The 26961-nt window shown below is 64.2% G+C and carries 23 protein-coding genes, 1 tRNA gene and 3 pseudogenes; 16 read left to right on the plus strand and 11 right to left on the minus strand.

What is annotated here, in order from left to right:
• The first annotated feature begins 153 nt into the window (after window positions 1-153).
• Window positions 154-828, plus strand: coding sequence for a hypothetical protein (locus ACP8JZ_RS03580; protein ID WP_484482708.1), 675 nt, complete (start codon window positions 154-156; stop codon window positions 826-828).
• A 244-nt stretch (window positions 829-1072) separates the two neighbouring features.
• Here ACP8JZ_RS03580 and ACP8JZ_RS03585 read toward each other — a convergent pair.
• A pseudogene (locus tag ACP8JZ_RS03585) lies at window positions 1073-1306 on the minus strand (hypothetical protein).
• A 569-nt stretch (window positions 1307-1875) separates the two neighbouring features.
• Here ACP8JZ_RS03585 and ACP8JZ_RS03590 point away from each other — a divergent pair.
• Window positions 1876-2224 (plus strand): annotated as a pseudogene (locus tag ACP8JZ_RS03590) (XRE family transcriptional regulator); the annotation flags it as partial.
• Window positions 2225-2877: 653 nt separating this feature from the next.
• Here the strand turns inward: ACP8JZ_RS03590 and ACP8JZ_RS03595 are convergent.
• The 3 genes from ACP8JZ_RS03595 to ACP8JZ_RS03605 form a co-directional block, all read right to left on the minus strand.
• Window positions 2878-2954: transfer RNA gene (locus tag ACP8JZ_RS03595), tRNA-Ile, on the minus strand.
• 44 nt (window positions 2955-2998) lie between these two features.
• Entirely contained in the window at window positions 2999-3826 is an 828-nt protein-coding gene (locus ACP8JZ_RS03600) for an HAD-IIB family hydrolase (protein ID WP_484482709.1), read from the minus strand.
• Complete coding sequence (locus ACP8JZ_RS03605) at window positions 3826-4755, minus strand: hypothetical protein (RefSeq protein ID WP_484482710.1); 930 nt, start codon at window positions 4753-4755, stop codon at window positions 3826-3828. Before ACP8JZ_RS03605 ends, ACP8JZ_RS03600 begins: the two co-directional genes overlap by 1 nt.
• Window positions 4756-5000: 245 nt before the next feature.
• Here ACP8JZ_RS03605 and ACP8JZ_RS03610 point away from each other — a divergent pair, with 245 nt between their 5' ends.
• The 6 genes from ACP8JZ_RS03610 to ACP8JZ_RS03635 all read left to right on the plus strand — a co-directional run bounded on the left by ACP8JZ_RS03610 (window position 5001) and on the right by ACP8JZ_RS03635 (window position 10494).
• The gene (locus ACP8JZ_RS03610; RefSeq protein WP_081659052.1) at window positions 5001-6032 is read left to right on the plus strand and encodes an AAA family ATPase; all 1032 of its coding nucleotides are present in this window, start codon (window positions 5001-5003) and stop codon (window positions 6030-6032) included.
• A gap of 49 nt (window positions 6033-6081) precedes the next feature.
• Window positions 6082-7086 (plus strand): DUF58 domain-containing protein, encoded by a 1005-nt coding sequence (locus ACP8JZ_RS03615; RefSeq protein ID WP_323458600.1) that lies wholly within the window; start codon window positions 6082-6084, stop codon window positions 7084-7086.
• Window positions 7087-7118: 32 nt separating this feature from the next.
• Window positions 7119-8087, plus strand: a complete 969-nt coding sequence (locus ACP8JZ_RS03620) for a VWA domain-containing protein (protein ID WP_152332812.1) — start codon at window positions 7119-7121, stop codon at window positions 8085-8087.
• 2 nt (window positions 8088-8089) lie between these two features.
• Window positions 8090-9046: a VWA domain-containing protein gene (locus tag ACP8JZ_RS03625; RefSeq protein ID WP_484482711.1), complete on the plus strand. Its 957-nt coding sequence runs from the start codon at window positions 8090-8092 to the stop codon at window positions 9044-9046.
• Between the two features lie 15 nt (window positions 9047-9061).
• The gene (locus tag ACP8JZ_RS03630) at window positions 9062-9769 is read left to right on the plus strand and encodes a YggS family pyridoxal phosphate-dependent enzyme (protein WP_306517879.1); all 708 of its coding nucleotides are present in this window, start codon (window positions 9062-9064) and stop codon (window positions 9767-9769) included.
• 221 nt (window positions 9770-9990) lie between these two features.
• On the plus strand, window positions 9991-10494 hold the full coding sequence (locus ACP8JZ_RS03635) for a DUF3145 family protein (protein WP_023035470.1): 504 nt from the start codon (window positions 9991-9993) through the stop codon (window positions 10492-10494).
• A 217-nt stretch (window positions 10495-10711) separates the two neighbouring features.
• Here ACP8JZ_RS03635 and ACP8JZ_RS03640 read toward each other — a convergent pair whose 3' ends face one another.
• The 7 genes and pseudogenes from ACP8JZ_RS03640 to ACP8JZ_RS03670 all read right to left on the minus strand — a co-directional run.
• Complete coding sequence (locus tag ACP8JZ_RS03640) at window positions 10712-11986, minus strand: beta-ketoacyl-[acyl-carrier-protein] synthase family protein (RefSeq protein ID WP_306517880.1); 1275 nt, start codon at window positions 11984-11986, stop codon at window positions 10712-10714.
• Window positions 11987-12015: 29 nt separating this feature from the next.
• Window positions 12016-12261, minus strand: a complete 246-nt coding sequence (locus ACP8JZ_RS03645; RefSeq protein WP_021103183.1) for an acyl carrier protein — start codon at window positions 12259-12261, stop codon at window positions 12016-12018.
• Window positions 12262-12356: 95 nt separating this feature from the next.
• Entirely contained in the window at window positions 12357-13361 is a 1005-nt protein-coding gene (locus ACP8JZ_RS03650) for a beta-ketoacyl-ACP synthase III (RefSeq protein ID WP_021103184.1), read from the minus strand.
• Window positions 13358-14299 (minus strand): ACP S-malonyltransferase, encoded by a 942-nt coding sequence (locus ACP8JZ_RS03655; RefSeq protein ID WP_306517012.1) that lies wholly within the window; start codon window positions 14297-14299, stop codon window positions 13358-13360. The genes ACP8JZ_RS03650 and ACP8JZ_RS03655 overlap by 4 nt, the downstream gene beginning before the upstream one ends.
• A 145-nt stretch (window positions 14300-14444) precedes the next feature.
• Complete coding sequence (locus ACP8JZ_RS03660) at window positions 14445-15371, minus strand: 2-dehydropantoate 2-reductase (protein WP_484482712.1); 927 nt, start codon at window positions 15369-15371, stop codon at window positions 14445-14447.
• Complete coding sequence (locus tag ACP8JZ_RS03665; protein WP_306517018.1) at window positions 15368-15709, minus strand: NifB/NifX family molybdenum-iron cluster-binding protein; 342 nt, start codon at window positions 15707-15709, stop codon at window positions 15368-15370. Before ACP8JZ_RS03665 ends, ACP8JZ_RS03660 begins: the two co-directional genes overlap by 4 nt.
• 79 nt (window positions 15710-15788) lie before the next feature.
• Window positions 15789-16883: pseudogene (locus ACP8JZ_RS03670) on the minus strand (PucR family transcriptional regulator); the annotation flags it as partial.
• 472 nt (window positions 16884-17355) lie between these two features.
• Here ACP8JZ_RS03670 and ACP8JZ_RS03675 point away from each other — a divergent pair.
• The 8 genes from ACP8JZ_RS03675 to carB all read left to right on the plus strand — a co-directional run bounded on the left by ACP8JZ_RS03675 (window position 17356) and on the right by carB (window position 26956).
• Entirely contained in the window at window positions 17356-17760 is a 405-nt protein-coding gene (locus ACP8JZ_RS03675) for a DUF3052 domain-containing protein (RefSeq protein WP_021105487.1), read from the plus strand.
• A 157-nt stretch (window positions 17761-17917) separates the two neighbouring features.
• Entirely contained in the window at window positions 17918-18931 is a 1014-nt protein-coding gene (gene mgrA / locus ACP8JZ_RS03680) for an L-glyceraldehyde 3-phosphate reductase (protein ID WP_065860894.1), read from the plus strand.
• 128 nt (window positions 18932-19059) lie between these two features.
• On the plus strand, window positions 19060-19512 hold the full coding sequence (locus ACP8JZ_RS03685) for a GatB/YqeY domain-containing protein (protein ID WP_306517017.1): 453 nt from the start codon (window positions 19060-19062) through the stop codon (window positions 19510-19512).
• A 356-nt stretch (window positions 19513-19868) separates the two neighbouring features.
• Entirely contained in the window at window positions 19869-20435 is a 567-nt protein-coding gene (gene pyrR, locus ACP8JZ_RS03690) for a bifunctional pyr operon transcriptional regulator/uracil phosphoribosyltransferase PyrR (protein WP_021103193.1), read from the plus strand.
• Window positions 20432-21376, plus strand: coding sequence for an aspartate carbamoyltransferase catalytic subunit (locus tag ACP8JZ_RS03695; protein ID WP_021105490.1), 945 nt, complete (start codon window positions 20432-20434; stop codon window positions 21374-21376). Before pyrR ends, ACP8JZ_RS03695 begins: the two co-directional genes overlap by 4 nt.
• On the plus strand, window positions 21373-22674 hold the full coding sequence (locus ACP8JZ_RS03700) for a dihydroorotase (protein WP_306517010.1): 1302 nt from the start codon (window positions 21373-21375) through the stop codon (window positions 22672-22674). Before ACP8JZ_RS03695 ends, ACP8JZ_RS03700 begins: the two co-directional genes overlap by 4 nt.
• Entirely contained in the window at window positions 22671-23768 is a 1098-nt protein-coding gene (locus tag ACP8JZ_RS03705; protein ID WP_484482713.1) for a carbamoyl phosphate synthase small subunit, read from the plus strand. The genes ACP8JZ_RS03700 and ACP8JZ_RS03705 overlap by 4 nt, the downstream gene beginning before the upstream one ends.
• The gene (carB, locus tag ACP8JZ_RS03710) at window positions 23768-26956 is read left to right on the plus strand and encodes a carbamoyl-phosphate synthase large subunit (RefSeq protein WP_323458660.1); all 3189 of its coding nucleotides are present in this window, start codon (window positions 23768-23770) and stop codon (window positions 26954-26956) included. The genes ACP8JZ_RS03705 and carB overlap by 1 nt, the downstream gene beginning before the upstream one ends.
• The last annotated feature ends 5 nt before the right edge of the window (window positions 26957-26961 follow it).

Genomic DNA, 26961 nt, shown 5'->3' on the forward strand with positions numbered 1-26961 from the left:
GGGCTCAGTTCCTCCCAGCGCCATGTGACTACCAGTGTTGCTCCACTTCAGCGTCATGGTGGGTCATATGTGGAACGGTCTCGACGCCCTCGCCAGTGAGGGGAGACCTCATCGCGTCTCGGGAGTGTCTCACCCCCGCTTTAGCATCGGATCATGCGGCACAGCCATGACGACAACATGTGGCAGCCAACCCCGGAGGACTGGTGGGCCCAGGAACCAGAACCCGCCCAGACAGAGGAGACCCCCATGACGGAAACCAACGGGACACAACAAGGTTGGCAGGAGGCGCCCGACGACATGGAGGCGCTGACTCAACTGGCGCGGATCACCTGGGAAGCATGGCAGGAATACGCCCCGACAGCATTCGGGATGCTTCGGGACCCCAGGACGTTCTTTTCGAGACTGGGGGAGCGAGCCCAGGAACAGGAGAGCCAACTGGCAGCAGCGATGCAGGGCCCGGACAAGCCAGGGGAATCGACGATGGCCAAGGCAGGACGGATCCAGCAGGCGACGAACGCAGCCCGCGGGCAGGTGATCGTCGAGATGTGTCGTCCACCAGCCGACCTGATGGAGGACGACAGCGACGATCTGATGGACGATCGCGAGGCAGCGGAATGGTGGTCGACGGGGGTCAACTACTACCTCCTGCCGTGGATCGAGGAAGAACCCGACCCGGAGGAGGACGAGGACATGTACGACCTGTACTGGTCACTGATCGGACGAAAGTACGACGCACAGGAGAAAATGGCCAACAAGGAAAAGGAACACGAGAGACTCGTCGCCCGCTGCAGGGAGCTGCTGGGCGAGGACGCGATTCCGGCCAGCTGACATTCACCCCGGGCTCGCAGGACGATCTGGCCCCCTCAGGCACCACGGCGCGCGTGGAGGCCAACCTCGACGCGCTCCGTGTCCTGGCCACCCTCGACACCCACCACATCAAGCCCCGACTCGGTACCGACCGCAATCACCGAACGCTCGACGTCCCGCGTCCCCCTACCACAAGCAGTCAGGGAGCACGTCTACGGAAATCACGGCCTCAGAACGACTCCAAGAGCCCCCGGTTCTTGGATCCTCAGCTGGCTTTGCGGGTCTGGGTGGCTTCGCGGGTGAGTGCTGTCCATGCGGATACGGTCATGCCTTGCCGGGACGCATCCTGTTCGATCATCCTTCACACGCTGGTACTCACTCGGATCGTGCGAGGTTCCAGGGGTTCAGTCTCCACTTCCTCCCAGTCTCGGCCCTCGAACAGTTCGACCTGCGTGCCCTCAAAACCCGACTCGGCCTCACGTGCCCATTGCCGCACCATCTCGTCGGTGACACGAACACCGTTGTCGGCAACAAACTCACTCATCTCGCTCTCCTCAGCACCCCGACGTACCCGAGCACCACCCGAACCCGTCTCATACGCCTGTCGAACCAGCTCCACACTTGACCCGTGTTTCAACGCATTCGTCGGGTGAACCACTGACGCACACAACAGGATACGCACGCGACATCGCCTGGAGAACACGTTGCAGACGACAACCAGAACAAGACACTCCACCCATGCCTCATTCCGCTCCTGCTTCTTCATTTCCGGTAATCGTGTTTCATGCGATGTCTGCACGTAAGCGCTGCACCGATGTGATCTGAGGGGAGCCTATGATGACGGACATGGATACCCATGATGAGGCGGCTGCTGCTGATTTCGAGCTGGGGTGGTCGGGTGAGCGTATTGCGGCTGCTCGGCGTGCTTGGGGTCTTGCGGTGTCTGATGGGCTACCGGTGTGGTTGAACAGGCAGCTCGCCGAGCGGGCTCATGCTGAGGGGCGCAGTGAGTTGGGGATCATCCAGGAAGCCCTCACTCGCTACTTCACCTCCGAAGGAGTGGAAGTGATGGACACGACCGTGGAAAGTGGGACGACCTATGAAGTGGTCACCCATCGTGAGGTCTCGGCTGAGGCGAATTTCTGGGTGTTCGAGATTCCGGCCCTCGGGGGTTGTCGGGCAGGCAGCGGAATTGGGTCAGGTCGCAGACGAGGCCCGCGGGATCATTGCTGCTTGGAATGAGGACGGACCCGATGAGGATTCGGTCACAGTCCAGGTTCGTTTGGATGGCGAGGCTGGAGCGTAACGCATGTGAGAAAAGGTGCAAGGGAAGAGTGCCACGCCCGCAAGGCACTGGAGCACGCACGCGGCCGCACGCAAGCGGAAGGCCATCGCTCTGCTGAGGGCCGAGAGGAAGACAGCGTCAGCGACACCGTCCTCACCGACGAGGACGCACATCGGCCACCAGACATTCACCACAGGATTCCATGACGGCCTGGGTTTTTCGAGCACTACGGCGCATGTGGGGGTAAGCCAACCTCGACGCGCTCCGTTCCTGGCCAACCTCGGCATCCAGAGCGGGCCACCGCCCCGCGACAATCCGTCAGCCGCCCTGCCGCCATGGCAGGCCGACAGCCCCACAGCTACCGCAGCCACGCACCCCAGCCGCCTCGCCGCGACCAAGGGCAAGGCAGGCGACGCACACGATGGCCACACCGTCACCGTCCAGATATGAGGAATCCCCCGGCATCGGTCCGCACAAGGCTGGACATCCCACCGGGGGTCGTGTTGGCTATCACGCAGATTCCAACTCCGTTTTTTCCTGCGCCCCAGTATAGACCGTGGAAAACTCAACAACCACCGGCGTGGCTTGGTCGAGGGTCTACAGCCCAACACGTCTCATGCTGTCTTTGCAGCTGCATGGCATGGGAGGTCACACCACGTCTCAATCCTTGGGGGCTGGTGGACGTGATCCTTTCGGAGGGATCCACGGTGATGACTGTCGCAAAGGGACAGGCGCCGGGCCCGTGCCAACCACATCGCAGCTCGTGCCGACCGAATCGCGGTATGTGGTGGGGCGTGCGGGGCTCGAACCCGCGACCCAGGGATTATGAGTCCCCTGCTCTGACCTGCTGAGCTAACGCCCCCGACATCCCCAAGGCAGTGGGCTGCCTCGAAGGTCTTGTGTGTCTCAGGACACTGTAGCGGGTTGTCGTCCATTGAGCAGATCGAGGATCGCATGTCCCACCGCTGAGGTGTCGTGGTGTCCGATGACGGGGAAGCCCTCCTGCAGGACGCGGCGGTGTGCATTGGACACGACGAACGGGTGGCCCACCAGTCGCAGCATCGACAGATCGTTGGGCATGTCGCCGAAGGCAGCAGCGTCAGCCAGATCGACACCGAGCTGCTCGGCCGTAGCGCTCAGGGCTGCCCCCTTGGACACCCCGATCGGGGCGAGCTCGACGAGACCGTCGTCCAGCTGCACCGAGAATGTGGTGGACACCCTGCCGTCGACGAGACCGTCCACGATCTCGAAGAGCTCCTCGGTGGGGATGCCGAAGGCGCGTACCAGCATCTTCACCGGCCGTGAATCTGGCGTGAGGAACTCGCGTATCGGCCCCTGATGGGTGACGGGCCGGCCGTGGTCCACCCGATCGAATCCCGGTTCCACGCAGCATCTCTGTGCCTCCTCGAGGCTGAACTTGGCCTCGGGCAGCTCAGAGGCAATGTCGTTCACCACGTCCGTGATGACGTCGATGGGAAATGGGGTGTCCGAGATCACCCGATGATTGCGCAGATCGTAGGTGACAGCACCATTGGAGGCGATCACCGTCGGGTTGACGTCGGTGAAGACCTCCAACAGATCGAGCCAACGCAGTGGTCGTCCGGTGGCGAAGACGACGGCTGCCCCATGCTCGGCGGCGGCGAACACGGAGTGGGTGTTGAGCTCCGAGGGCCGCTGATCGGCTCCCAGGAAGGTGTGGTCCAAGTCAGTGGCGACAAGCGTGAGAGAGGTCATCAGAGCCTTCCATTGGGGTGATCGTCGGGGCTGCCGGACGCGCTGGGCCGTCCGTCGTGTGGCTCACCACTGGAGGTGGGGGTTGGGGAGGCCGGCCCCTCGCTGGGGGAGGAACTCGATTCCGGTCGTGAGCTCTGCGCATCACTGGGTTGCGGACTCGGTGAGGAGGAACCACTGCCACCGGACGACGGCGACTGCTGCGAACTCGATGGCGAGGACGTCGGCGAGCTGGAACTGTTCGATGTGGGGGGTGGTGGAGGAGATGTGGGAACCGGCGGCGGTGGGGGAGTTGGCGGAACGTTCTGGAACAGCAGAACGGCGATGAGCAGCCCCAACCCAGCAATGACGAGGGTGAGCAGCCAGGCCACCACTGTCGTCGACCAGCCGGCTTGGTCATGACGTCCGGGCCAGGGAAGCGGCCATGACCGAGAGGTCCCCGGGGCACGATCCTTCGCCCAGTGCACCTGGAAGGAGGGGCCGGCCACCCTCCCGAGCTGACTGATGTGGGCCAACTCCACCTCGCCGAGGATTCGTCGGGCCTCCTGGAGTGCGTAGGGGGTTTCGTCGTCCACCAGCGCCACCCACGGTGCTGGTGGGGTCTGGTCGACGGGGGCGGGGTAATCCGCGACTTCCTGGAAGAGATGCCCCAACCGTCCGGAGTCCTGCCCCTGCCCGCCACGGGCAAGGACCATGCGTGCCGGCAACAGGTTCACCTGGCCGGCCAGGCGGTCCCGGGCGCCGCCATCGGATGCCGCCCCCGCACACAACATGACGAGGATCACCCGCTGGGTGCTCCGGTGGGCAAGATATGCCACACCGGCAGCAGAATCCGCAGCCCGGGCATCGAGCCAGAACTCTCCCACCTTGGGGGGATCCTGGGGGAGCAGCGGTGCAGGCTGGGGAGCATCTGCTGGTGGTGTGGTAGACATCGTCGTCTATCTCACCACATCGGCGAAATCGTTCCCAGCCGCACACGACTGGATACCTTTTCCAGTGCAGGTATCGTTGCTTCGGCAGGCCATCCAGGTCGGCGTCCTCGCAGGTGGGAACGACGATTCAGGCAGGAGATTTTGTGAGCACACCGTCGACGAACCCGGCAGACCAGCATGGTGGTCGAGCGCCCTTCGAGATTTCCGGTGGCCAGAACATCGGCACCGGGAATGCGAACGCCTCGATGAGCAATGCCGAAGCCGCCCGCCTGCTCGGCGAGGCGATCGGACAGGTGCAGAGGGTCATCGTCGGTCAGGAGCACATGGTCGAACAGCTCATGGTGGGGGTGCTCGCCAAGGGACACATTCTGCTCGAAGGCGTGCCCGGTGTGGCCAAGACCCTGGCAGTACGCTCGTTCGCAACGGTCCTGGGCGGGGACTTCGCCCGTGTGCAGTTCACCCCCGACCTCGTGCCCTCCGACATCATCGGCACCAGGATCTACTCCGCATCACGCGAGCAGTTCGACATCGAACTTGGCCCGGTCTTCGTCAACTTCGTCCTGGCCGACGAGATCAACCGTGCCCCTGCCAAGGTGCAGTCGGCGATGCTCGAGCTCATGGCGGAGAAACAGGTGTCCATCGCCGGGAGAACCTTCCCGGCCCGCAAACCTTTCAGCGTCATCGCCACTCAGAACCCAGTGGAGTCCGAGGGCGTCTACCCACTGCCCGAGGCTCAGCGAGACCGGTTCCTGCTCAAGGTCGACGTGCCCTACCCGCGGGGCAACGAGGAGTTCGAGATCCTGCGGCGTATGAGCGTCAAGGCTCCCCAGCCCACCCAGGTACTCACCACCGACACGATCATCGAGCTGCAGGACATGGCCTCCGACGTCTTCGTCCACAACCTGGTTGCCGAGTACATCGTGCGTCTCGTCCTGGCCACCCGGAGCCCCGGTGATTTCGACATGCCCGACCTGGAACCCGTCATCCAGATCGGGTGTTCCCCGCGTGCCACCCTGGGACTGGTGGCCGCCTCCCGCGCCCTGGCCCTCATCCACGGCCGTGACTACGTCCTACCCACCGACGTCCAGGCCATTGCCAAGGACGTCATGGCACACCGCATCATGCTCTCCTTCGACGCAGTGGCCGACAACATCGCCCCGGCTCAGGTGATCGATCGCATCCTCGCCATGGTTCCCCCGCCCACCCCGGTGTGGAACAGGCAGCAACGCGAGACGTCCCACCAGCAGCATCGCTACGACGCGTCCTACGACAACTGAGGTGGCCATGGCTACCACGAATCGACGCCGAACGAGTACGACGGACGGGGTGGTCGACACCATTGTCCATCAGCCGACCGGGGCATCGGTGGCCCTGCACCAGCTGGCCCCCGAAGCTGCACTGCAGCGCCTGGAACTGAGTATCGTGCGTCGACTGGAGGGCTTCCTGCATGGCGACCATCGCGGACTCATTCCTGCGGTGGGCACCGAGACCAGTGATGCGCGTCCCTACCAGCCTGGCCTGGACGATGTACGGCGAATGGACTGGGCCGTCACTGCTCGTACCACCGAGCCGCACGTGCGCGACACCATTGCCGATCGGGAACTCGAGGTGTGGGCCCTGCTCGACGCCACCGCCTCGATGAACTGGGGCACCCGAACCATGACCAAACGCGACCTTGGCATCGCAGGGATCGCCACCATGGGGTTCCTCACCCAGAAGATGGGTGACCGGTTCGGCGGGATCATCATGCGACACGACTCGGTACGACGGTTCCCGGCCCGATCCGGACGTACCGCCTTGTACGCGCTGTTGCGTTCCATGCTCACCGAGCCCATCGTCCCGGACAGTTCATCGCCGTCAATGCCCTTGTCAGAGGGTATTGAGCATGTGCTCCGGGTGGAGCGGCGTCGGGGCATGCGTATCGTCGTCTCCGACTTCGTCACCCCGGGAGATCTTGAACTCGACCCTGCCGTGCCCACCGAGTGGGAACGGGCGCTGCGCCGCCTGGCCAGTCGCAATCAAGTGGTGTGCATGGAGATCGTCGACCCGGCAGAGATCAATTTCCCCAACATGGGCGAGGTACTCATCGCGGATCCGGAGACATCGGCCGCACAGCTCGTCGACACCTCCGACGAACAGGCCCGGATGCGCATGAACGAGGCAGCTGCAACCCAACGCCGCCGGGTCGCGGCAGCCATTCGACGTTCCGGAGCCGCCCACGTCCAGCTGCGTACCGACTCCGACTGGGTGCGCGACATCGCCCGATTCGTCATCGGCTACCGCAGGGTGGCACCCGTGCTGCACAACACCGGCCAGGTGATGAACCCATGACGGCACAGACCTTGACGATCCTGCCGAAGACCCTGCCAAGCATGGTCCTGGGCCTGCCCGAGTTGAGATCACCGCACCATCTGTGGGCCCTGCTCGCCGTTCCTGCGCTGCTCGCCTTTTACCTGGTGGCGTTGCGCAGATCCGCCAGCTCCCCGGTACGCACCCCCAATGCAGGAATGGTTGCTGCCGTCATGCGGGGCCAACCGCAGTGGAAACGACATTTCTCGGTGGCCATGTCACTGCTGGCCTTGGCAGCCGCCATCGTTGCCTGGTGCCGACCATTGGGGATCGAGAAGGTTCCACGGGAGCGGGCCACCATCGTCGTGGCCATCGACGCCTCCCGATCCATGGGGGCCAAGGACGTCGACCCCACTCGGATGGACGCCGCCAAGCAGGCTGCCACCAGATTCATCGACACCATGCCCGAGGGATTCAACGTCTCCGTCGTGCGTGTGTCGGGCAGCCCGACCGTGCTCGTGCCTCCCAGCAAGGACCGGGCCGTCGTGCGACGCGCGATCGACAACATCGAACCCAGCGACGGCACGGCCTTGGGCGACACCATCATCGAGAGCATGGACTCCATCAGGCAGGCTCCCAAGTCCGAGGATGGTACCCCCGCCCCGGCAGCGATCGTCCTGCTCTCCGACGGGGGCAACAACCATGGGCCGGACCCGGTCCCCCTAGCGACCAAGGCTGGTAGGGCGAAGGTTCCGATCTACACCATCGCCTTCGGCACCCAGACCGGCTATGTCGACCTGGACGGGCGTCGGGAACGAGTCGCTCCCGACACGCAGGTCATGAAGCAGATCGCCTCGTCGTCGCGAGGGCAGAGCTGGGAGGCTGACTCGGCTCCCCGGCTCGACAAGGTGTACCAGGACGTGCACTCCTCGGTGGGCTACGAGGACGTCAAGAAGGAAGTCACCGCCACGTGGGCTTTCTACGCGATGGGGTTCGCAGTACTCGCAGGAGTTGGTGTGTTGACGATGGCAGTGAGGCGGTAGGTATGACGATGCTCATACATTTCGCTCGTCCCGGACGGCTGTGGTGGCTCATCGTCCCGGTGCTGCTGCTCCTGGCCTGGCTGGTGCTGGACATCCGACGCCGTTCGGTGCGCAGCCCCGACGACCGGCTGCGGCGCGTGCTGCCACACCAAAACGGTTGGAAACGGTGGCTCGCCGTGATGTCATCGGTGGCCTCCACGGCATGCCTGGTCCTGGCCTTTGCACAGCCCCAGTCGTACCGATCAGTGCCCAGGGACCGCGCCACCATTGCCGTGGCCATCGACGTGTCACGATCCATGGAGGCCAATGACGTCGAACCCAATCGCCTCGCGGCTGCCCAGGACGCGGCGAAGGAGTTCGTGGGGTCATTGCCGCCACGATTCAACGTGGCCCTGGTGAGGTTCGCCGGCACTGCGCAGGTCGTCGTCCCCCCGACGACGGACCGGGGAACCGTGGACCGTGCCATTGACAACCTCAAGGTGCTGCCATCCACGGCCATCGGGGAGGGCATCTACACCAGCCTGGACGCCATCAAGCTGGCTCCGCCCGACCCCAAACATCCCAAGGAGGTGGCTCCTGCTGCGATCGTCCTGCTCTCCGATGGTTCGACGAACATGGGGCGCCCCTCCCTGCAGGCAGGTCGGGACTCCGGTACTAAGGGAGTTCCGGTGTACACCATTGCCTACGGAACGGCGCGTGGGTATCTCGTCGAGGATGGGGTGAGGCAACGGGTGCCGGTGAATCGCAGCGAGTTGGCTGCCGTGGCCAAGGCCTCTGGCGGTGAGAAGTTCTCGGCGCAATCCCTGGGCGAACTCAAGAAGGTGTACCGAGAGATCTCGCACTCCGTGGGATCGGACAAGGTTTATGCCGAGATCACGGACGTCTACGTGGGAATATCGGTGATTCTGGCCCTTGTCGCGGCAGGTGGCGCGGTGATGCTGGCCGCTCGCTGGCCCTAGTGGTTGAGTGGATACATGACCATCGCAGAGAACCTTGAGATGATTCACAGCCGTATCGCCCAGGCATGTCGCCAGGTGGATCGTGACCCGGCATCGGTGCGGCTGCTGCCGGTGAGCAAGACCAAGCCGGCCAGTGACGTCGTCGAGGCTGCCCAGGCGGGTGTGAGGCGGTTCGGCGAGAATCGTGTCCAGGAGGCGATGGGCAAGTGGCAGGAGCTTTCCGACGACCATCCACAGATCGAGTGGGCGATCATCGGCCATCTGCAGACCAACAAGGCACGGGACGTCGCAAAATTTGCCTCCGAGTTCCAGGCGCTGGATTCGCTGCGGCTGGCTCGGGAACTCGACAAGAGACTCCATGCCCAGGGACGCCAACTCGACGTGCTCGTGGAGGTCAATTCCTCCGGTGAGCCCCAGAAGTCTGGTGTGGCCCCGTCCGAGGCAGCTGACTTTGCGCGACAGCTGAGCGCCTTCGACGCACTGCGCGTCAAGGGCCTGATGACGGTCGCGCTCCACAGCGATGACGAATCCCAGGTGACTGCCTGCTTCCAACGGATGCGGGTGGTCCAGGAGCAGCTGCGCAACGAGGCCTCCGAGGTGAGTTCCTGGAACGACCTTTCCATGGGAATGTCGGGAGATTTCGAGATTGCCATTGCACATGGCGCGACGACGGTGCGGGTTGGCCAGGCGATCTTCGGCAGCAGGCCGCCCATGGGACGGTGAGGCATGGCCCAGGGCTGTGCCCTGAAGTGAACGAGGGTGGCAATTGCCGCACGCAGCATGTGCTCAGGTGCTCGCCCGACATCTGAGTTTTTCTTGGTGTGCCCGCGATGTCCCATTGATTTTTCTTCGTACTTGTGTGCTCGGACCCGGAACGGCACAATGGAGCCTGACCGCTTCGGGACCCTGCAGGGGAAGGCACGTGGTACCGAGAGGACGGTCACATGAGCAGTTCACACCTGCATGCCGAGGGCATGATCTTCATCCACTCGGCGCCGACGGCATTGCGCGACCACATCGAGTGGATGGTCAATGCCGCTGTTGTCGCGCCCATGTGGCAGTGGAGGCCTCAACCGGTCTGTCCGGGAAGTTGGCGCGCCGAGGTTGCGTGGAGCGGTGACATGCAGCAGGTCGTCGGTCTCGTCTCCACACTGTGTGCATGGCGGAAACTGCGATTCGAGGTGACGGTCGAGTCGGGTGCTCCCACTCAGCGGTGGTCGTACACACCCGACCTCGGGGTGTTTCATTGCGCCACCGATGACGCCGGATCCATCCGCGTCGACGAGGTGCGGCTGCGGACCGCCGTGATGGAGTCTCGCCGGATGGGAACGGATCTCGCCACCCAGATCTCCGATCTGCTCGGCGAACCGTGGGACGTTGAGTTGGAGGCGTATCGCGCTGGCGATCCCACCATCGACGTGAGTTGGTTCGCCGCCCAGGTTGGCTGAGCGATCCCTGCAAGGCTCGTCCGACCCTGCTCTCCCGAGAGTCGGGCACAGGACGGCGGCACATGTGCAGTTGACGCACCGTGACATCGGGGTTCTGCGGTGCCATGTGGATGGCGGTCACATGTGCGGGTGGCCACTTTTTCGGGCGACGCCGCGTGGCAGACGACCGCGAACCTCGACCAGCAATGTTTACCGGCCGAGGTTGTCGGCTGGGCAGTCAGCGAGTGGCGTGCTGATTGGTGAACGCCAGGGTGACGTTGTGTCCGCCGAAACCGAAGGAATTGTTGAGGGCGGCAAGATCGCCGTCAACAAGATCCGTCGTCTCGGTGGCGATCCGTACCGGCAGCCCTTCCTCGAGATGCTCGGTGTTGATCGTGCCGGGAACCTTGTGGCGCAGCAATGCCATGACCGTCGCAAAGGACTCCAAGGCACCCGCTCCGCCAAGCAGATGACCAGTCATCGACTTGGTGCCGGTGACGAGGACGTCCTCTGCTGCCGTGCCCAGGGCCTCGCGGATCGACATGGCCTCCGCCGTGTCACCCTGCGGCGTCGAGGTGGCATGGGCATTGATGTGCTTGATGTCGCTGGGTTCCAGATCTGCCGAAGCCAAGGCCTTGCGCATCGCCGAGGCCTGACCGTACCCGGACGGATCGGGTTGGACGATGTCGTGGGCATCGGCCGAAATGCCCGAGCCAGCCAAGGTGCCATAGATCGTGGCACCGCGGGCCTGGGCATGCTCAAGGGTCTCCAGCACGAGGATGGCCGCGCCCTCACCGAGGACGAAGCCGTTGCGGTCCACGTCCCAGGGACGGGATGCGTGTTCCGGGTCGTCATTGCGCGACGACAGTGCCTTCATCTGGGAGAAGGCGGCCAGTGGTAGGGGATGGATGACGGCTTCCGTACCGCCGGCGACGACGATGTCGGCGCGTCCCAGGCGAATCTGGTCCAGCCCCAGGGAGATGGCCTCCGAGGAGGAGGCACACGCTGACACCGGGGTGTGGATACCACCGGTCGCATGAAACTCAAGACCAATGTTTGCAGCCGGCGCGTTGGCCATGAGCATGGGGATGGTGAACGGGCTCACCCGTCGAAATCCCTTGTCCTTCTGGACGTCCCACTGCCCGAGCAGAGAGTGCAGACCACCGATTCCAGTGGCCACCGAGACGATGAGCCGGTCCGGGTCGACACCGTTGTCCACTGGGTTGCCGTCCTCATCGCGCGGCAGCGACAGTCCGGCATCGGCCCACGCCTCCCGTGCCGCAACGAGCGCCAACTGGCTGGAACGGTCCAGCCGACGGGCCCGCGGGCGGGGTATGTGGTTACCGGGTTCGTCAACGACCTCAGCGGCGAAGGTGACCGGAAGCCCCTCGGCCCACTCGTGGTCAAGGGTGTGGACGCCGTTACGTCCTTCGACAAGCCCCTGCCACGTGCTCGGGGCGTCTGCCCCCAAGGGTGTGGTGGCTCCGAATCCGGTGATGACGACGTCGGTCATGTACTCTCCTCGGCAGATGGGGTGCTGGATCAGGACTGGTGATCTTCGATGTACTTCACGGCGTCACCGACGGTGCGGAGGTTCTTGGACTCCTCGTCGGGGATCTCGACGCCGAACTTCTCCTCGCAGGAGTAGATGATCTCGACCATGGACAGGGAGTCGACGTCGAGATCGTCGGTGAAGGCCTTCTCCTCGGTCACCTCGGACTGCTCGACACCGGTGATGTCGTTGACGATGTCTGCGAGATCGGCCAGAATCTGGGCTTTGTCAGCCATTGGTGTTCCTCATCTGTAGATCGCATCACCCAGCGGTGACGCGGTGGTGGAAACGCCATCGGGAGATGACGCGTCTGGGTGGGGCCCGGTCGACGTCAAGGTAGACGCACGACCTGGCCGGCATAGACCAGCCCGGCCCCGAATCCGATGATAAGTGCCAGATCGCCGCTGTGCGCGTCTCCGCGCCGACGCATCCGATCCATGGCAATGGGAATGGAGGCAGCAGAGGTGTTGCCCATCCCGGCGATGTCATGGCACACCGTCACGGAATCTGGGAGTCCGAGATGGCGCACGATGACGTCGACGATACGGTCATTGGCCTGGTGGGGGATGAAGACGTCCAGGTCGTCTGCAGTGATGCCGGCAGCTGCGATGGCCTCCTTGGCCTTGGCGGCCACCTCGGTCAGCGCCCACTTGAAGACCTTCCGGCCCTCCATGGCGATGAGCGGGTAGTTGACGTCCGGATGGCTGGCTGCCTGCGTCCAGTCCTCGATCTCGATGACCTCGACCTGGTCGGCGCGCGATCCCCACTGCGTCGGGGCGATGGCAGGCTCCTCGGACGGGCCGAAGACAGCCGCACCGGCACCGTCGGAGAACAGGAATGCCGTGGAACGGTCCTTCATGTTGATCATGTCGGAGAGACGCTCCACCCCGATGGACACGACGTGGGTGCTCGCCCCGGAGCGGATGAGCGACTCCGAGAGGGTTGTCGCGTAGCAGAATCCAGCACATGCGGCGTTGATGTCCAGGGCGGCAGCAGACGTGGCGCCGATCTCACGGGCCACATAGGTGGCCAGCGAGGGGGAGGGGCGGTGGTGTGAGACCGAGGCGATGATGACGGTGTCGATCTGGTCGGGAGTGAGCCCGGCGTCCTCGATGGCCTGACGAGCCGCCTGGGAGGCCATCGCAATGACGGTCTGCTCGGGGGTGGCCCAACGCCGTTCACGAATTCCGGTGCGCTGTTCGATCCACTCCGGGGTGGAGTCGATCATGGTGCACATCTCTTCATTGGTGACGACGCGGTCACCACGTACTGAGCCGGTTCCGAGGATCCGGGCGTAGGATGCTCCGGTGCTTGCCGACAGGGTCGGGTTGTTCATGCGGTCTCCGGGGTCTTGTGACTGTGTGCAGCAGCGAAGGCGCGGGCGTCCTCCAACTGGTCGGGGGTGTTGAGGTTGAACAGCTCGACGCCCTTGAGATTGCGCTTGGCGATACCGGTGAGGGTACCCGCCGGGGCGAGCTCGATCATACCGGTGATGCCACGGCTGGCCATGGTCTGCATGACCAGGTCCCAGCGTACCGGTTGGGCAACCTGGGCAACCAGGCGGTCGGCGAAGTCGCGTCCGTCGGTCACGACAGCGCCGTCCAGATCGCTGAGCAGAGTGGTGCTCAGCGACGAGGAGGTCGGCATGGCTGCGGCAACCGAACGAAGGTGGCCAACGGCTGGTTCCATGTGCACCGAGTGGAAGGCACCGGCGACACTCAACGGGAACAGTCGGGTGCGGGCCGGGGGTTCGGCAGCAAATGCTTCGAGCTGCTCGACGGTGCCAGCTGCGACGATCTGACCCTTGCCATTGTGGTTGGCGGGGGTGAGTCCGTGCTTCTCGATGGCTGCGAGCACCTCGTCGGGCTGGCCACCGATGACGGCGGTCATCGACGTCTTGGTGACGGCGGCGGCCTCGGCCATGGCCCGACCACGTTCACGTACCAGCACCATCGCGGCCTCGGGGCTGAATGCCCCCGCCCCAGCTCCTGCGGCGATCTCACCGACGCTGTGGCCGGCGATCATGTCTGCCTGGGGGAAGAAGTTGTCCTTGACGGCCCACCCGGTGGCCAGTGCGGCGGCCACCAGCAGTGGTTGGGCCACGGCAGTGTCCTTGATGGTGGCCTCGTCGGACACCGTGCCATGTTCGGCCAGATCCATGTTCGCCACTGCGGAGAGCCAGTTCAGGTGTGCGGCGAAGGATGCGTCCTCCAGCCAGGGCCCGAGAAAACCAGGTTTCTGGGCACCTTGGCCCGGTGAGACAAGTGCAAGCATGTTCCCACTGTGCCTCCTGTCACAGCGTTGTGTCACCGACGGGCCAGCTAATTCGATCTCCCACTCTTTGTGGGTACCCCACAATGGTTTGTGGACATCCCACAATGCCGTGGAGTCGACAGGTGCGGGCCGCAGAGGCAGGTACTCAGTGCCCGGCTCGTGCTGCCTTGGCTCGCAACACGGCGGCAAAGGCATCGTTGAGTGGTGTGTCGACGCCGACCTCGTCGCCCAACTCGGGCAGGGCACCCACCTGGGCCTCCAACTCACTGGCTCGTCCAGCTGTGATGTCACGTTGGAAAGAGGTGGTGAGATGGTCCTCCTGCGACTCGAAATATGCGAAAACCGCCGCGAGGACGTCTGGGGAGAAGTCCGCACCGTGCGCCTCACCCACGGCGATCCACTCACGGACACATCGGACGAAGAGGTCACGATGGTAGGTGAGCAGCTCGCCCAGGGTGGCTTCCAGGGCGGCACCGATGGCTCCCTGGGCACAGACGTTGACGGCCTTGAACCACAGCTCGGTGGTGATGTCGTCGACCGGGGGACAGGTGACCCCCACCGACTCGAACCTGGACCGGATCTCGTCCACGATAGGGTTCTGCGTGTCATCCAGCATGCCGATGTGGATGCTGGCCGGGCCGCCCATGTCGTCCACGACTCCCGGTTCGACGATCTTCACCCACTCCCGGCACACACCTGGACAGGTGCGTCGTCGTCCCACGATGTCGGCCACCACCTGAGGAGTCGCCACCCCGTTCTGAGTGGTCACGACCACGGTGTCCGGGCCGATGAGGGATGACGAGTAGTCCTCCAGGGCCGGTGCGACCTGAAATGTCTTGATGCACACGAGTACTGCGTCGACCACGTCGATCTGGGCTGGATCGTCGGTGACCAGAGGGTGGATCGTTCTCGTACGTTTTCCCGTGATGCGCAGCCCGTCGCGTCGGATGGCCGCCAAGGTGGCGCCTCGGGCGACAAAACTCACGTCGGCTCCGGCTTGTTCGAGCATCATTCCGTAGAATGTTCCAATGGCACCTGCGCCGACGACGGCAACCTTGAGACGATCCATCATCGGGCGACCTGCTCCGCCACGGCCGCAACACTGGCGCGGGCATCAGGATTGGTGGCTGGCAGCATGGCGAGCCCCATCTTCATGATGGTGTGCTGCATACCTGCCCCGATGTGGGTGGACACGACCGCAGCCACCTCGTGCTCGCGTAGGAAGCGGACGATACGGGCGTGGTGGGATCCCTCCGGGCCCTCGTCGTGCAGACGGTCCCACTGCACGTCGAAGGTCTGCCATCCGGTGATGGATCCGGAGTCGTCGACGGTGGCCACCGCAACCTTGGGTGCTCGGCCGAATCGTGGTTCGACGGATCCGTCGTCGCGTACCGGGATCATGAAGTTCATCGTCATGCCCTCACCCTAGAGCAGGGAACGGGAAACGAGGCAGATCAGGGCGGTGCTGGTCGTTCTGGTCTGTCGTGTGCAGTCGACCGAAGGTGATCGCCAGACGCATGACGTACGCCTCCCGGGGATCGTTGGGGGAGTATCCCGTGGTCTCCTGAATCTTCTTGAGGCGGTAGCGCACCGTGTTGGGGTGGATGTAGAGCGCACGTCCAGTGCCCTCGACCGAACCGCCATGGTCCAGGAAGGCGACACAGGTCTCCATGAGGTTGCCGGTCGATCTGGACAGTGGCTCGTAGATCTGCTCGACGAGCCAGGCAATGGCCTGCTCATCACCGGTCAGCGCACGCTCGGGGAGCAGATCGGTCGAGGACAGCACTCGTGGGCCCTCCGGCCAGCCACTGGCCACCCGGGCCCCCGCCATGGCGGCTCGTGCCGAGGTCGGTGCATTGGTCAGTTCGTCAACCACCGGGCCCACGACGATGGGCCCTTCGGAGAAATGATCGGCCAGAGCGGCCACCACCTTGACGGCAGAGGCGTCGTCGACGATCTGTTCCCCGGCCACGACAGCCACCAGACGGTGAGCCTGGGTTGCGGCAAGAATGGTCAGCCCCTTCTGCTCCCCGGCTCGGCGCAGTGCGCGGACGCCGACCCCCGAGCCGGCCCCACGTCCCACGACGACGCACAGGTTGAGCCCGGAGCGCCATCCCAGTGTCGAGGCTCGGGAGATCAGCTCGTCATCGGGTTCGGAGCGCACCACCGCGTCGATGACCAGTGACTCCAGTCGCTCGTCCCAGGTGCCGCGCCGTTCCGCTGCGCGGGCGTACACCTCGGCTGCGGCGAAGGCGACCTCGCGGGAGTAGTGGACGATGGCATTGAGCAGCACCTGCCGGTCGGAGCGCGACATGGTGGTGCGTATCTGATCCTCGACGACGTCAATCGTCGTGCGCACCAGATCAACCGTCTGACGCAGTGAGATCTTGCGCGTCATGGACGCCGGGGCCACTCCGAAGATGTTGGTGGGTCGGTAGGGCTTGGTCTGGTCGTCGGAAAACCAGGTGACGAAACCGTCGATGCCGGATCGGGCGACGATGGAGATCCAGGATCGTTCCTCGGCGGACAGGCGGCGGAACCACGAGTGCCGTGAACTCATCGTCGCCAGGGTCGCCGTCGTCATGGCGGAGGTGTGGGAGGCCAGGCGCTTGGTGATGGCCTTGCGGGTGCGATCGGAGGGGACGATGTCGCGGCCTGTCGTTGCGGGCCGAGATCGTTTCTCGGTGTCGGACGAACGTGCCATGGTCCTCCTTGGTCATTGGTCGTTGCTGGTGGTCGCCACCGTGCAAAGGTGTGCCAATGATTGATCCTACTCATGGTCGTCTGACCGGCTGTGGTACCTCCGAGGGCGTAGAGGGGGCGGTGGACGGTGACGTCTCGCTCCAGACAGCTGAGCGCCATCATCTGCCCGGACGTCAACCCTGATGTTTTGCGGAAAACAGCGGGAGAGTGGTGTGACTCACTCGAACCTCTCTTCCCGGGGATTCGCTGGCTTCGACGGGGCGGGTCTGGCACGCTATGACTGACAGGTACTCCACCTGCACCGCCGATCACCCCTCAAGGGGAGATCATGAACGAAGGAAAGCGAAGGATCAGTGAGTAACGGGACCGGTTTCGACAGAATTGGTTTTGAGGCCGGACAAATCGTCCAGGAGCTGGGCTGGGACGAGGACGTTGATGAGGAGCTGCGCCAGCTGCTCATGGAGACGATTGACGGTGACCTCGTCGAGGACTCCCTGGACGCTGTGGATGCTGTGTGGTTGTGGTTGCGCAGCGATGATGACGAGGTTGCCGATGCACTCGTCGACGCCATGCGAGACCTCTCCGATGATGGCTTCATCGTCTTGGTCACCCCCAAGGTGGGACGGCCGGGCGCCATCGATGCCTCCGATCTCAACGAGGGGGCGGAGACGGCCGGTATGACGCTGACCTCCACCCACAACCTCGACTCCGACTGGCAGGCCCACAAGGTGGTGCGTCCGCGCGGCGTACGGCGATGATGTGATTCCTGGCCCACTGCCTCTGGGAATGGGAGGTCGTTGGATTCGACCAGTTCCGATGCGCTGGCACGGCATGCCCCTGTCTCGGGGGTACGCACCTCACATCCCGTCAGTGGGACAATCTTCCCGACCGTCGTGCCCTTGGTAGCCTGTGCCCATGGCAGTGAGTTCCTACGTCGCAGCTGAGAACCGGTACGACGACATGCAGTATCGCCGTTGTGGCACCAGCGGTCTCATGCTTCCGGCGGTGTCTCTCGGACTCTGGCACAATTTTGGAGATCTGCATCCCGGGGGCACCCAACGCGCCGTCCTGCGCCGTGCCTTCGACCGCGGGGTGACGCATTTCGACCTCGCCAACAACTACGGCCCGCCCTACGGCCAGGCCGAAACCAACTTCGGACGCATCTTCGCCTCCGACCTCAAGCCCCATCGCGATGAACTCATCATCTCCACCAAGGCTGGCTACGACATGTGGCCCGGCCCCTACGGGCAAGGTGGGGGCAGTCGCAAGTACCTCATCGCTTCCTGCGACCAGTCCCTCAAACGCATGGGGCTGGACTACGTCGACATCTTCTACTCCCACCGATTCGATCCGGACACCCCGTTGGAGGAGACGATGGGGGCGCTGGACCACATCGTGCGATCCGGACGCGCCCTCTACATCGGTATATCGTCCTACGACCATGAGCAGACGGTCCGTGCTGCCGCCATTGCCCGTGAGCTCGGAACCCCACTGCTCATTCACCAGCCGCGCTACAACATGTTCGACCGGTGGATCGAGGACGATCTGCTCGACACCTGTGAGCAGGAGGGGATGGGCGTCATCTGCTTCTCCCCGCTGGCACAGGGGCTGCTGACGACGAGGTATCTTTCCGGGATCCCACGCAATTCTCGCGTCGGGATGGGCTCTCGTCACCTGCGCCCGGAGAACCTCGACGAGCAGACGATGGACACCGTGCGTGCCCTCAACGAGATCGCGATGGACCGGGACCAGTCCCTGGCCCAACTCGCCCTGTCGTGGATCCTGCGTGAGGAACGCATCACCTCGGTGCTCGTGGGGGCATCCAATGTCACCCAGCTTGATGCCGACATCGACGCCCTGTCGGGCAACCAGCTCACCGATGACGACCTCATCCGTATCGAGACGGTGCTTGCCGAGCACCAGCTCTGAATTGCGCGGCGATCCATGAAAATCGTCCCATGAAAGAATCCTCGTGGCGTGGCATGCCGTGACACGTGTGCCAGACGCCTCATCCCATCAACACCCGACGACGGAAGAAGGAACCTGCCTTGGCAGCTGTGAAGAGTCAACTGAAGTCCGATCTCGTGGCGGCCATGAAGGCGCACGACGACAAGGCAAAATCCGCCATCCGCATGGCCATCTCGGCCATTTCAGCGGAGGAGGTTGCCGGCGACTCCGCCCGGGAACTCACCGACGACCAGGAGCAGGCCATCATCACCAAACAGGTCAACGTTCGCAAGGACTCCGCCCAGGCCTACCGGGACGCTGGCCGTGACGAGTTGGCCGAGGCCGAGGAGGCCGAACTCGCCATTCTGCAGAAGTACCTGCCTGCGCAGCTCGAGGAGTCCGAGGTGCGGACCATCATCGACGAGGAGATCGCCAAGGCCGCCGATGGTGGCCCGGCGACGATGAAACTCATGGGATCGGTGATGAAGGCCGTTCAGGCGCGAGTCATGGGCAGGTTCGATGGCAAGACCACCGCTGCCCTGGTCAAGGATGCGTTGTCCTGATCGGCTGCGGTCCTGGGGGACGTCCTCGCCACGTGCGTTGTGCACCCGGGCAGCCTGATTGGTTGCCGCTGGACGCCATCGACCGCGATTCAGACCGCTGGTGGCATCTCATCATCTGATGCCATTGACCTCGACGTTCCCATGCCTGCTATGCTCTGTTCAACGCCCTTTAAGAGCGATCCCGTGAGGTCGCGAAGGTCGTTGGCACGGAGCCGGGGTATCAGCCGGCTCACGATGTGAAGCTGTCGGAGCCCGTGGTGCACGGTCCCCTGATGGCTCCCCAGGTGCTACCTCCTTCCGCCTCACCGGCCCATCGCGCCGTTTGAAGCGGCGTCATGAAAAGGAGGAGTACTGACATGTCCACCACCAGTGGTGCCGTGACCGTCATGGACGCAGGCGCCGTCAATCGGGCACTGGCTCGTATCTGTTACGAGATCATCGAGCGCAATGAGGGGCTCGGCAACCTCGTCGTTGTCGGAATCCGTACCCGTGGGGCACATCTGGCCCAACGCATTGCTGCCCGCCTCTCTGAGATCGAGGGCACACGAGTTCCGTGCGGTGAGCTCGACATCACCTTGTACCGCGACGACCTCGATCCCAATGAACAGCCCACCCCGGCGAAGGGGCCCGTCGTGCACGGAACCAACCTTCCGGAGTCCCTGGCCGGTAGCACGGTCGTCCTCGTCGATGACGTGCTCTTCACCGGACGCACCACCCGTGCTGCCCTGGACGCCATCATGGACGACTCGCGTCCCGATCGCATTCTGCTCGCCGTGCTGGTCGACCGTGGCCACCGGGAGCTGCCGATTCGCGCCGATTTCGTCGGCAAGAACCTGCCCACCTCCCTCGACGAGGCCGTCGACGTGAACGTCTCAGAGGTTGACGGTGAGGATCTCGTCTCGATCCGAAAGGTCAACGCATGAGCAGCGCCACCGGTTTCACCATCCCATCCCGCTATGCCTCCCAGCACTTCCTGTCGGTGGAGGATCTTCCCAATGACGCCGTCCTGGCGATCGTCGAACGCGGTCGTGCCTTCAAGGCTGGCGCCCGTCCTCGTCTGGGGCCCGACCGCGTCGCCATCAACATGTTCTTCGAGGACTCGACCCGCACCATGACGAGTTTCCAGATGGCCGAGCACCGTCTGGGCATGAAGGTGCTGGACTTCGACCCCAAGCACTCCTCGGTGACCAAGGGGGAGAGCCTCTACGACTCGGTGCGCACGGTGGACGCCATTGGTGCCGACGTGGCCGTCATCCGTCATTCCCGCAACGCCTACTATGATCAGCTGCTGGCTCCCGGACGTCTGGAACTGAGCTTGGTCAACGCCGGTGACGGGTCAGGCCAGCATCCCAGCCAGTGCATGCTGGACCTCATGACGATTGCCGAGGAGTTCGGCCACTTCGACGACCTCACCATCGCGATCAGTGGAGACATCGCCCATTCCCGGGTTGCCCGCTCCGACGCCCAGATCCTCAACAGACTGGGTGCTCGCGTCATCTTCACCGGGCCACGTGAGTGGATGGATCACGAGGTGACTCGGCTGGGGGAGATCTCCACCCTCGATGAGGTCATCGAGGACGTGGACGTCGCCATGATGCTGCGTGTGCAGCATGAACGGTTCGATGCCGGCCCAGACTTCTCCGCCGAGGACTACCTGCACGCCTACGGTCTCACCGATGAACGTGCTGCGCAGATGCGCCCGGACGCCATCATCATGCATCCGGCCCCGGTCAACCGTGGCACCGAGATCTCCTCCAAACTGGTCGAGGCTCCGCAGTCGCGCATCTTCGCACAGATGCACAACGGCGTCATGGTGCGCATGGCGATCCTCGAATCCGTTCTCGATGCAGCGGAGCAGGCATGACGCGCACCCTGCTGACCGACCTGGTGATGCTTCAGGGGGGCACGCCGGTGCCCTCCCAGATCCTCGTGGACGCAGGCCGGATCGAGGCCCTGTCAATCGGCAGGGCTCACCAGCTCGACGGTGCCGATGCCCAGGTGAGGAGCCTGGACGGTGCCCTCGTCACGCCGGGGCTGGTGGATCTGCACGATCACCTGCGTGAACCGGGCCAGGAGGCCAAGGAGACCATTGCCTCGGGTACGGCAGCTGCCGCCCGGGGCGGATGGACGACGATCTGCGCCATGCCCAACACCTCACCCGATCCCCACACCCCGGAGCTGCTGACCGAGCTGCGTGAGCGGTTCGCCCGCGACGCCGTCGTCAAGACCCTGCCGTACTCACCGATCACTGCCGGGTTGACCAGTGAGGAGCTCGTGGACTTCGACGCCCAGGCTCGTGCCGGCGCCATCGGGTTCTCCAACGACGGCAAGGGGGTGCAGAGCGCCGGCGTCATGTATGACGCGATGACTGCCGCCGCCAGGCTGGACCTGCCGGTTGCCGCGCATGCCGAGGACAACTCCCTGGTTCGTGGCGGTGTCATTAATCAGGGGCGGCGCAGTGCGCAGCTGGAACTGCCCGGCACCACCCGACTCGCCGAGACCGTCCAGGTGGTGCGTGACCTTGCCATCGCCGAGGAGACCGGTGTCCACTACCACCTGTGTCACGCCTCGACCGGCGAATCCATCCGTGCCGTGCGTCGCGCCCGTGCCGACGGGGTGCATGCCACCGCCGAGGCCGAGCCCCACCACTTGCTGCTGGCCGATGAGGACATCCCCTCAGACGACGGCAATTACAAGATGAACCCGCCGCTGCGTACTCGAGCCGACGTCGACGCCATCGTCGCGGGTCTGTGTGACGGCACGATCGATGCCATCGCCACCGACAATGCCCCGCACACCGCTGCGGAGAAGAACTGTTCGATGCGGGATGCCGCCTTCGGCGTCATCACCAATGAGCACACCTTCGCCCTGCTCTACACCGCCTTCGTCCTGCCCGGACGGTTCCGACTCGACCAGCTCGTCGGATGGCTCACCTCTGGCCCGGCCGATCTGCACGGTATGCCGGAGGCCGGGCGTTTGCGGGTCGGGGGACCAGCTGATCTCGCTGCCTTCGACCTCGTCGGACAGACCGTCATCGACCCAGAGCACTTCGCTGGCAAGGGGCGCAACACGCCATTCGCTGGCCGTGAGGTGCACGGTGACTGCATCCTGACCCTCGTTGACGGAGTCGTGGTCCACTCGAATCGAAAGGATCTGTCATGACGACACGAACCCTGCTGCTCGAGGACGGTACGACGTTCCCGGGGGAGGCCTTCGGAGCCGACGCCGAGGTGAGCGCCGAGGTCGTCTTCACCACCGGTATGACCGGCTACCAGGAGACCTTGACCGATCAGTCCTACAACGGTCAGATCGTCACCTTCACCTACCCGCTCATCGGCAACACCGGCATCAACCGCGACGACATGGAGTCGTTGTTCCCGACGACGGCGGGGGTCGTGTGCCGTGAGGTACCTCGGGTGGCATCCAACTGGCGCAACCAGATGAGTCTGGACGAGTTCCTCCGGGCCCACGACATTCCCGGTCTGGCCGGGATCGACACTCGGGCTCTGGTGCGTCGGTTGCGGGACCACGGCGTCATGAAGGGGACGCTGCTCGGCCCCGATGCCGACCTCGGGGCCGCACTGGAGGGTTTGCGTGCTCGGCAGCTGCCCACCGACCAGATCAGCCAGGTGTCCACACGTACCGCGTATCCCAGCCCCTTGGGCAAGTACAACGTCGTCCTCTTCGACTTCGGTCTCAAACACTCGATCCTGCGGGAACTCGACAGACGTGGCTGCGCCGTCACCGTCGTCCCGCACGACTTCACCGCAAACCGGGTGCGCACCCTCTCACCCGACGGGATCATGCTGTCCAACGGCCCCGGCGACCCCAAGAGCATTCCCCAGGCGATCGACGTCATCCGGGATCTCCAGGAGGAATACCCCATCTTCGGTATTTGCATGGGACATCAGTTGCTCAGCCTGGCCAATGGGGCCGACACCTACAAACTGCGGTTCGGCCATCGCGGGTTCAACCACCCGGTACGCGACCTGCGCACCGGACGCATCGAGTTCACCAGCCAGAATCACGGGTACGCCGTCGACCCCCAGTCGCTGACGGGCACCGATCTGGAGGTCACCCACATCGAGATCAACGACGAGACCATCGAGGGTGTGCGCAACCGACGCACCGGCTCGTTCTCGGTGCAGTACCACCCCGATGCTGCTGCCGGCCCTCACGACGCCGTCCACCTCTTCGACGATTTCATCGACCTGATGCGTTCCCATCGCAGCGCACGGGCGGAAGGAAAGTGCTGATGCCACGCCGCACCGACATCCACCGCATCCTCGTCATCGGATCCGGCCCGATCGTCATCGGTCAGGCCGCCGAGTTCGACTACGCCGGGACCCAGGCCTGCCTGGCCCTGCGTGAGGAGGGTTACGAGGTCATCCTCGTCAACTCCAACCCGGCCACCATCATGACCGACCGTGAGATCGCCGACCGGGTCTACATCGAGCCGATCACCCTGGAGTTCGTCTGCCAGATCCTGCGCCGGGAGCGTCCCGAGGCCATCGTGCCCACCCTGGGCGGCCAGACCGGTCTCAACATGGCCCGTGACCTCGCCGAGTGCGGAATCCTCGACGAGCTCGGCATCGAACTTCTCGGCACCGACCTGTCAGCCATCGAGCAGGCCGAGGACCGTGACCTCTTCAAGAAGCTCATGGAGGATCTCGGCCAGCCGATCCCGTCCTCCGACATCGTCCACACGGTGGTGGAGGCCGTCGAGGTCGGCGCTCGACTCGGCTACCCACTCATCGTGCGTCCCGCCTACACCCTGGGCGGTACCGGTGGCGGGATCTGCGATGACGAGGCAGATCTGGTGCGCGTGGTGAGCAAGGGCCTGGAACTCTCCCCGGTCAATGAGTGTCTCGTCGAACAGTCGATCGCCGGATTCAAGGAGATCGAGTACGAGATGATGCGAGACGGTGCCGGGAACACCATGGTGGTGTGCACCATGGAGAACTTCGACCCGGTGGGCGTGCACACCGGCGACTCCATCGTCCTCGCTCCCACCCAGACCCTCACCGACGTCGAGCACGAGATGCTGCGTGACGCGGCGATCACCATCGTCGACGCACTGGGTATCGAGGGTGGGTGCAATGTCCAGCTCGCCCTGGACCCCGCCTCGTTCAACTACTACGTCATCGAGGTCAACCCGCGGGTGTCGCGGTCCTCGGCGCTGGCCTCCAAGGCCACCGGCTACCCGATCGCCAAGATCGCCGCCAAGATCGCCGTCGGTCTCACCCTCGACGAGATACGCAATCCGGTCACCGGCACGACGTGGTCCATGTTCGAGCCGATGCTCGACTACGTCGTCGCCAAGATTCCGCGCTGGCCGTTCGACAAGTTCGCTCGTGCCGATCGCAGCCTGGGCACCCAGATGAAGGCGACCGGTGAGGTCATGGCGCTGGGACGCACCATCGAGGAGTCCCTGCTCAAGGCGGTGCGCTCCCTGGAGATCGGCGTCGACCATGTGTCCTCCCCGGCCATCACCCAGCTGCCCGATGATGTCCTTGTCCAGCGGATCACCACAGCTCGGGACGATCGACTGTTCTGCCTTGCCGAGGCCCTGCGTCGCGGCCGCACCATTGGCGAGTTGCACGAACTCACCCGCATCGACCTCTTCTTCCTCGACAAACTCGCCCACATCATCGAGCTCGAGGATGCCCTGGCCGCCAATCCGGGCAACGTCGACCTGCTGCGCACCGCCAAGCGCAACGGATTCTCCGATCCGGCCATCGCGCGGGCCTGGCAGTGCACCCCCGATGAGATTCGCGAGACTCGCCACGACAACGGACTCGTCCCGGTCTACAAGATGGTGGACACCTGCGCCGGTGAGTTCGAGTCGCAGACCCCGTACTTCTACTCCAGCTACGAGCTGGAGAACGAGTCGACGCGCAGCGATCGTCCCAGCATCCTCGTACTGGGATCCGGCCCGATCCGCATCGGGCAGGGCATCGAGTTCGACTACGCCACCGTCCACTGCGTCAAGGCAATCCAGGCTGCTGGCTACGAGGCCATCATCATGAACTCGAACCCGGAGACGGTCTCCACCGACTTCTCCGTCTCCGACAAGCTGTACTTCCAGCCGCTCACCGTCGAGGACGTCCTGGACGTCGTCGATCTGGAGCAGCCGGAGGGAGTCATCGTCCAGTTCGGCGGTCAGACGGCCATCAACCTCGCTGCCCCGCTGTCGGCACACGGGGTGCGAATCCTCGGTACCCAGCTGGCGGACCTGGACCGGGCCGAGGACCGGGAGGGGTTCGAGTCGCTGCTGGCCGAGCTGGACATTCCACAGGCTCCCGGTGGCACGGCTCGTTCTGCCGAGGAGGCCCTGGCCGTTGCCGAGGACCTCGGATTCCCGGTGCTGGTGCGCCCGTCCTACGTCATCGGTGGGCGGGCCATGGCCATCGTCAACAGCACCGACGAGCTGCGCACCTACATGTCCGAGGCCGTGCATGCCAGCCCGGACCGACCCGTGCTCATCGACCGATATCTTGAGGGCATCGAGTGCGAGGTGGACGCCATCTGTGACGGCACCGATGTGCTCATTCCCGGCGTCATGCGTCACATCGAGCGAGCCGGGGTGCACTCCGGTGACTCGATGGCCGTCTACCCGCCGGTCGGCATGCAGCAGGCTGTCAAGGACCGCATCGTCGACGTCACGACCAAATTGGCCCTGGGGCTCAACACCAAGGGCATCCTCAACATCCAGTTCGTCGTCTACGAGGGGCAGGTCAACGTCATCGAGGCCAATCCACGCGCCTCGCGTACCGTGCCGTTCCTGTCCAAGGTGACCGGGGTGTCAATGGCGGAGGCTGCCACCCGGGTGATCCTGGGTGAGAAACTCTCCGACCTGGGTCTGGCCCCCGGACTGCTTGCCGAGCCCGAGCGCATTCACGTGAAGTCCCCGGTGTTCAGCTTCTCCAAACTTGACCTCGTCGACTCCCACCTCGGCCCGGAGATGAAGTCGACCGGTGAGGTCATGGGATCCGACTCCACCTTGGAGAAGGCGCTGTACAAGGCCTTCGAGGCTGCCGGGCTGCACGTGCCCGAGTACGGCCGGATCCTCTTCACGGTGGCTGACGGTGCCAAGGGGGAGGCGCTGGAGATCGCCCGCCGGTTCGACCGGATCGGCTTCCAGCTCATCGGCACCTCGGGCACGGCGCAGTACTTCCGTGACAACGGGTTGAGCGTCACCACAGCCCTCAAGATCGGAGCCACGCAGGACGAGTCGAGTCAGTCCGTGCTCGATCTCATCAACAGCTCTGGTTGCGACGCCGTCATCAACGTCATGAGCAAGGGGCAGAGCACCATCATCGACGGCAAGCAGATCCGGCGTGCAGCGATCAGCCGGGCCATCCCGCTGTTCACCTCGTTGGACACTGCCCGTGCCATCTGCCGGGTCATGGAATCGCGGGTCTTCTCCACGGAGGTGATCTGAGGTGG

It is taken from the genome of Cutibacterium sp. LaCa_286 (genome assembly GCF_057198075.1).

What these genes read in the sequence shown, in the direction of transcription:
- ACP8JZ_RS03655 (WP_306517012.1), bottom strand. Translation starts at nt 14,299, where the DNA reads ATGCTTGCACTTGTCTCACCGGGCCAAGGTGCCCAGAAACCTGGTTTT.
- ACP8JZ_RS03610 (WP_081659052.1), top strand. Translation starts at nt 5,001, where the DNA reads ATGAGCAATGCCGAAGCCGCCCGCCTGCTCGGCGAGGCGATCGGACAG.
- ACP8JZ_RS03580 (WP_484482708.1), top strand. Translation starts at nt 154, where the DNA reads ATGCGGCACAGCCATGACGACAACATGTGGCAGCCAACCCCGGAGGAC.
- ACP8JZ_RS03630 (WP_306517879.1), top strand. Translation starts at nt 9,062, where the DNA reads ATGACCATCGCAGAGAACCTTGAGATGATTCACAGCCGTATCGCCCAG.
- ACP8JZ_RS03625 (WP_484482711.1), top strand. Translation starts at nt 8,090, where the DNA reads ATGACGATGCTCATACATTTCGCTCGTCCCGGACGGCTGTGGTGGCTC.
- ACP8JZ_RS03700 (WP_306517010.1), top strand. Translation starts at nt 21,373, where the DNA reads ATGACGCGCACCCTGCTGACCGACCTGGTGATGCTTCAGGGGGGCACG.
- ACP8JZ_RS03660 (WP_484482712.1), bottom strand. Translation starts at nt 15,371, where the DNA reads ATGATGGATCGTCTCAAGGTTGCCGTCGTCGGCGCAGGTGCCATTGGA.
- pyrR (WP_021103193.1), top strand. Translation starts at nt 19,869, where the DNA reads ATGTCCACCACCAGTGGTGCCGTGACCGTCATGGACGCAGGCGCCGTC.
- ACP8JZ_RS03665 (WP_306517018.1), bottom strand. Translation starts at nt 15,709, where the DNA reads ATGAACTTCATGATCCCGGTACGCGACGACGGATCCGTCGAACCACGA.
- ACP8JZ_RS03645 (WP_021103183.1), bottom strand. Translation starts at nt 12,261, where the DNA reads ATGGCTGACAAAGCCCAGATTCTGGCCGATCTCGCAGACATCGTCAAC.
- carB (WP_323458660.1), top strand. Translation starts at nt 23,768, where the DNA reads ATGCCACGCCGCACCGACATCCACCGCATCCTCGTCATCGGATCCGGC.
- ACP8JZ_RS03650 (WP_021103184.1), bottom strand. Translation starts at nt 13,361, where the DNA reads ATGAACAACCCGACCCTGTCGGCAAGCACCGGAGCATCCTACGCCCGG.
- ACP8JZ_RS03640 (WP_306517880.1), bottom strand. Translation starts at nt 11,986, where the DNA reads ATGACCGACGTCGTCATCACCGGATTCGGAGCCACCACACCCTTGGGG.
- mgrA (WP_065860894.1), top strand. Translation starts at nt 17,918, where the DNA reads ATGGCAGTGAGTTCCTACGTCGCAGCTGAGAACCGGTACGACGACATG.
- ACP8JZ_RS03705 (WP_484482713.1), top strand. Translation starts at nt 22,671, where the DNA reads ATGACGACACGAACCCTGCTGCTCGAGGACGGTACGACGTTCCCGGGG.
- ACP8JZ_RS03635 (WP_023035470.1), top strand. Translation starts at nt 9,991, where the DNA reads ATGAGCAGTTCACACCTGCATGCCGAGGGCATGATCTTCATCCACTCG.
- ACP8JZ_RS03600 (WP_484482709.1), bottom strand. Translation starts at nt 3,826, where the DNA reads ATGACCTCTCTCACGCTTGTCGCCACTGACTTGGACCACACCTTCCTG.
- ACP8JZ_RS03605 (WP_484482710.1), bottom strand. Translation starts at nt 4,755, where the DNA reads ATGTCTACCACACCACCAGCAGATGCTCCCCAGCCTGCACCGCTGCTC.
- ACP8JZ_RS03695 (WP_021105490.1), top strand. Translation starts at nt 20,432, where the DNA reads ATGAGCAGCGCCACCGGTTTCACCATCCCATCCCGCTATGCCTCCCAG.